This is a genomic window from Streptomyces sp. NPDC051776 (assembly GCF_040681345.1).
Lineage (GTDB): Bacteria > Actinomycetota > Actinomycetes > Streptomycetales > Streptomycetaceae > Streptomyces.
Window position 1 is genome coordinate 1 of the sequence record NZ_JBFAYQ010000123.1, and the last position, 4,080, is coordinate 4,080.

Genomic DNA, 4,080 nt, shown 5'->3' on the forward strand with positions numbered 1-4,080 from the left:
TCGTTTGTCCACACACCAACCGATGATCACGCGATGGCCGTACCCGTTCCCAGCCGGGTTCGCCACAAGATCGCGAAGTCAGACTGGAGTACTAGGCCGTAACGCGCTTCCGCAAGAGCGGTGGCGGAACGAGGAAGGTGCGGGGCGGACTCAAGGTGTCCTGGTCCTCCGACCGTGAGGAAGCGTCCGCACCGTGCATCGGCTGTGGCCGACCGAGGCGCTGCCCGGAGAACTCGGACAGGTGCTTCCGACCCCCGCACACCTTGAACAGGTGACCCAACTGGTGACTCCGGAGCGGGCAACGGAGTCCATACCCTGCGGCGACGATCCGGAGGAACACGCGGCCGCGATCCGTGCCTTCGTCGACGCGGGCTTCGACACCGTGTACGTCAATCAGATCGGTTCCGACCAGCGCGGCTTCTTCGACTTCTACCGCACGCGGGTTCTGCCCCTGCTGACCGCCGCCCAAGGACACCATTCATGACCGGCCCACCGCCTACGCCGTGACGGAGACATCGGCAGATCCCCCGGTTTCCATGCGGCACGCTTTGCCCGCACGTACGAAGTCGAGCGGCTGATCAACCGGTTTGACGGTCACGGGCGGTGGCCATGCGCCGCAGATGACGTCACATGGATGTCGGTCCCAGAGGCCCACACCTCGCTCGACGAAGGACATCGAGGCACCCCCGACTGGGCGTCCGGCGAACTCAAGCGACGTCTTGCAGGAAGGCGAGGAAAATGGCGGTGAGTTCGGCGGGGCGGTCCTCGGGTAGCAGGTGACCCGCGGCCTCGATGATGTGGAGTCGGGAGCCGACGACGATGTCGGCGAGTTCACGGCCGCGTTCGGCGGGGACCCAGGTGTCATCCGCCCCCCAGCACACCAGGACGGGCGCATCGATGGCGGCGTACCCACTCTGGATGCGGTCGGTGTAGGTCTCGTCGGCTCGCCGCTGGGCGAGTTGACGGTAGAAGGCTGCCTGCCCGTCCGCGCCGAGCCACGGCGCCGTCAGGGCGTCCAGGACGCCTGGGCGCAGACCGGGGGAACTGGCCGTTGAGACGTAACTGCGGAGCAACATCCGGTGCAGCTGATCCGGCAGTTGACAGAACACCTCCGTGTGCCGCCCCACCAGTGCGAAGAACTCGCTGCCCCACGGTGACAGCGACACCGCATCGACCAGGGCCAGGCTCCGGTAGGGGATTCCACGGTCCACGTGCGCGCCGAGCGCGACGGCACCGCCGGAATCGTGCGCGACGACATCGGGGCGGGTCAGCTCCCAGTACCCGAGCAGTTCGGTGAAAACCCCCGCCAGTGCTTCCAGCGACAGGTCCTGTCGCTCGGACATGGCCGAGGAGCCGTAACCCGGCATGTCGAAGACGTACACCAAGCGGCTGCCGGACAGCGCGCGGGCCACATCACGCCAGATGAACGAGGAGAACGGCGTGCCGTGCAGCAGGACGAGAGGCTCAGCACCCGGATCGCCCAGCCGGTCCCACCGGACCTCTCCCAGGCGGCTGTCGTAGCTGTGGCCCAGCGTCCACTCACACACTGGCATCTCTCCTCTGTGGGGTCATGGCCGACGAGGACACGTCGATACCCCCTCGGTCACCCTGCCGGAAGCCGGTCACAGACTGCGATGCCGCGTTCGTACAGGCTTCCGAGGACCAGCCCGCCCCTGAACGCGCAGACGCTGGTGACCATGCGGTACGGCGAGCGATGGAGAACCAGGTCGTGCACGATCCGGCTCTCGGAGTCGACCGCCAAGACCCTCACCGTCGGGCGTGGTCGGGCTACCGCCCTGAGCCCGGTGACCATGGCCCCAGCGGCGCCGGCAACCCGCCGGGCCGTTCCGGATCTGCGGCTGAGCCAGTCCACGGCCGCATCCCTTGGTCCCGCGAGGGCGATCCAGAACAGGCCCTCGTCAGTTCTCGACATGTTGTCGGGGAAGCCCGGCAGTCCGCCGAGGAAGGTGTCGCTCCGGCCGGCCTCGGGCCCGGAGAGCCAGAAGCGGGTCAGCCGGTAAGCGCCGGTTTCTGCAACGACGACGAACGTCTCGTCCGGAGCGAGCGCCACGCCATTGGCGAACTGCAGCCCACCGAGCAGAACTTCCGGCTCGCCACCCGGCCGGAGACGCGCCAGCAGGCCGGATCCCGTGTGTTCGAGGATGTCGCCGAGCCAGCCCTCCAGACCGTAGCGGCGGCTGGAGACCGTGAAGTACACCGTGCCATCGCGCGCCGCGGCGACATTGCTGCAGAACCGGAGCGGAAGACCGTCCACCTCCTCGACCAGTGCCCGTACCGAGCCCGCTTGCGGGTCGACCCGCAGCAGGCCACGCCGGGCGTCGCAGACCAACAGCCCACCATCGGCGGCAACCTCGAGGCCCAGGGGTCTTCCCCCGGTGCGCGCGAGAACTTCATAACGGTCCAGCCCGCCGGCTGCGTTGAGGGTGAGCCGCACGATCCTGCCGTCTGCCAACCCGGCCAGGACCCGGCCGGACGAGTCCACCTGGACATCCTCCGGGCCGTCGGCGTCGGGGGCGATGACGTGCGGCGACGGCAGAGGCCGCTCCCTCCCCCGCTCGTATCGGCCTGACATAGTGCTCACGCCCCCCTGCGTGCCCTGACTGCACGCACGCACCGCGTCATCTCCTCCGCGTAGGGCAGCGCGACGAACGCTCCGATCGCCAGCCCGATGCCCGTGAGGTATCGGGCGGACAACGGGTGTTCCTTGGGGAGGAGCTTCCAGTCGCCGGGGTTCCGTCGACCCGTCAACGCGGCTCGCGCCTCGTCCCAGTGCAGACAGCAGGTGAAGGCCAGCGCCGCGAGCGGCAGGACCTCGAGAAAGCTGTGGATGTGCTGTTCCACCGGCTTCACCTCGCGCTCCTCCGTCGCGAGGCTGACGTCCCACAGAGCCGTCGCGCCGTGGGCAGCGGCCGCCCCGCCCATGACCGTGAGCACGAGTGGGTTCACGCGGGCGAGCAGGCCCATCGTGACCGGGATGCCGGCCTCGGTCATCATCAGCGCATGCACGGCGGACTCCCTCGTTCCGCTGGTGTCCTCGATACGGGTCTTGCGGTGCATCACCCAGTCCGCCACCGCAGGGACGAACCACAGAGGCATCACGCCGTATAGCAGGAACCGCCGATTGGTGTCCTCCACACTCGACGCGTTGCGGGGGACGGACAGGTTGCGTGGCTGCCGCCAGCCCCTCCACGCTCGGGCAACCGGGCCGCGAAGAAACGCCATCATGTCTCCCAATCCTTTCGGCCGATGATGTGTGCCCCGACGAAGGGGCGCCGCCACTCGGCTGCGGGCTGTCCGGGCGAGCCGGGCGGAGCGGGGCGTGTCCAGCCCTCGCCTGCTCTCCGATCGGATCTGCGATTCGGTTCTCGGGCTGCGACCCACACGCTTGGGATCCCGGTCGACCGCCGCCCGGAATCGCCGCGGGCCGCCCGTCCACGCCTACCCGACGGTGCCGCGAACCATTCCCCGGGGCCGGACGGAAGGCCTGCTCGGCTGCGAAGAGCAGATGGCCTTCTTGCCGATGGACCTCCTTTTCGCCGTGTTCAAACCTTCAACAAAGGGGGAGGGCGAATTCCGTCCATTCCAAGCCGTCGATTCCCCTGGCTGTCCAGCAGGGAGGAGGTGCGCCGGGATTCGGACGCCACTGGATTGAGGCATGGTGGGAATGACGGTCTCGCGGTATTCAGCACCTCCGGCACAGGGTGCGCAGGACCGATGACCGCGGGATACGCGGGCCGAGACAACGCTCCGAGGAAGCGCCGGCAAGGACGGGCCGGGCTCTCGCCGGCCACACCCGCCCATGGAGGCTGGTTCATTCATGACGAAGACCGCCCTCGTCGTCATCGACATGATCAACACATACGAGCACGCCGACGCCGAGTTGTTGGTCCCCTCGGTCCGGGAAGCGCTTCCCGGAATGCGCAGGCTGATCCATCGAGCCCGGGAACGCGGGGCGGACGTCATCTTGGTCGTGATCAAGGGGTGGCTCGCGTGAGGTCCTTGATCCAGATCATCGAGGCGCGGAGGTGTAGGCCGGCAAGGTAGCTCTCCGGGGTCTTG

3 protein-coding genes and 2 pseudogenes are annotated in these 4,080 nt (G+C 68.1%); 2 read left to right on the plus strand and 3 right to left on the minus strand.

Translation table 11 applies throughout. From position 1 onward, the window contains the following. Positions 1-98: 98 nt before the first annotated feature. Positions 99-484: pseudogene (locus AB0M26_RS31410) on the plus strand (LLM class F420-dependent oxidoreductase); the annotation flags it as partial. Positions 485-707: 223 nt separating this feature from the next. On the opposite strand, the gene AB0M26_RS31415 reads toward AB0M26_RS31410, so the two are convergent. The 3 genes from AB0M26_RS31415 to AB0M26_RS31425 are packed head-to-tail and all read right to left on the minus strand — an operon-like array spanning position 708 to position 3,243. Continuing rightward, positions 708-1,547, minus strand: a complete 840-nt coding sequence (locus tag AB0M26_RS31415; protein WP_365266343.1) for an alpha/beta hydrolase — start codon at positions 1,545-1,547, stop codon at positions 708-710. Between the two features lie 56 nt (positions 1,548-1,603). Next, positions 1,604-2,593: an SMP-30/gluconolactonase/LRE family protein gene (locus AB0M26_RS31420; RefSeq protein WP_365266346.1), complete on the minus strand. Its 990-nt coding sequence runs from the start codon at positions 2,591-2,593 to the stop codon at positions 1,604-1,606. 5 nt (positions 2,594-2,598) lie between these two features. Further along, entirely contained in the window at positions 2,599-3,243 is a 645-nt protein-coding gene (locus AB0M26_RS31425) for a diguanylate cyclase (protein WP_365266348.1), read from the minus strand. A 595-nt stretch (positions 3,244-3,838) separates the two neighbouring features. Between AB0M26_RS31425 and AB0M26_RS31430 the strand changes: the two are divergent. Then, positions 3,839-3,964: pseudogene (locus AB0M26_RS31430) on the plus strand (cysteine hydrolase); the annotation flags it as partial. Positions 3,965-4,080: the final 116 nt, after the last annotated feature.

What these genes read in the sequence shown, in the direction of transcription:
- AB0M26_RS31420 (WP_365266346.1), bottom strand. Translation starts at nt 2,593, where the DNA reads ATGTCAGGCCGATACGAGCGGGGGAGGGAGCGGCCTCTGCCGTCGCCG.
- AB0M26_RS31425 (WP_365266348.1), bottom strand. Translation starts at nt 3,243, where the DNA reads ATGGCGTTTCTTCGCGGCCCGGTTGCCCGAGCGTGGAGGGGCTGGCGG.